The sequence below is a fragment of the Wohlfahrtiimonas larvae genome, assembly GCF_002006755.1.
Classification (GTDB): domain Bacteria; phylum Pseudomonadota; class Gammaproteobacteria; order Cardiobacteriales; family Wohlfahrtiimonadaceae; genus Wohlfahrtiimonas; species Wohlfahrtiimonas larvae.
The window spans coordinates 1-877 of record NZ_MVDO01000273.1 but is presented as its reverse complement, the minus strand read 5'-3'; the positions used below and the strand labels follow the sequence as shown (position 1 = coordinate 877).

At 36.8% G+C, this 877-nt stretch carries 1 protein-coding gene; it reads right to left on the bottom strand.

Features of this window, described 5'->3' with window-relative positions; genetic code table 11:
* Nucleotides 1-877 (bottom strand): phage tail tape measure protein (locus BZK14_RS13010; protein WP_077926870.1); only part of this gene is annotated, 877 nt, incomplete at both ends.

Genomic DNA, 877 nt, shown 5'->3' with positions numbered 1-877 from the left:
AATGCACCCCATGCCAATTTGGCCAAACCTAAAGCAGCAGTAATGCCCATCACAGCACCTGCAACATAGCTCAAATTTCTGACGATTTCAGGATTTTCTTTGGTGAAGGCATTAATATTACTCATAATTTTAGTGAGCCATTGCGTTGTTTCTCTTAAGCCTTTGCTATTTGTTTGAAATACGATTTGCCTAAAACGTGACCATCCTGATGATAGTTGTTCAATATCACCCAATAAATTATCTGACATTGTCCCTGCGACAAATGCAGCTTCACCACGTTTATGTGCTTCTTCAATTTCAGATAAAAGACCGACATACTTGTCATAAAAATCACCAGAAGTAAATTCAGACATAGCTGCTGAAGCTTCTAGCCCTGAAATTGCTGTGAGATATTTAGTTCGATCAGCTGATCCCATTTCTTTTGTTCTTTCAAATAGTTCTTGAAAGATTACTGCCATATTTCTTAAATTACCTTTTTCATCCTTTGTTTTAATGCCTAATTTATCTAATGCTTTTTTAGCACCTGCAGGCGGAGCTGCTAATCTTTGTTCTATTTTACGTAATGCAGTACCTGCTTGATCGCTTTGAATACCAATATTTCCTAATAAGCCTGTCATTGCTAAAGATTCTTCTAAGCTCATTCCCAAACTTTGCGCTACAGGTGCAACATATTTCATTGTTTGGCCAAGCATTTCCATATCTGTATTGGTACGTGTAAATGTTGCTACTAATGAATCTGCAACCTTACCCAATTCACTTGCGGGGATTTTAAATGCACTTAAGATATTTGAACTAATATCCGCAGCACGATCTATCTCTAAACCTCCAGCTTTAGCAATATTTAATGTACTTGGCATTGCATTAATAATATCTTCAG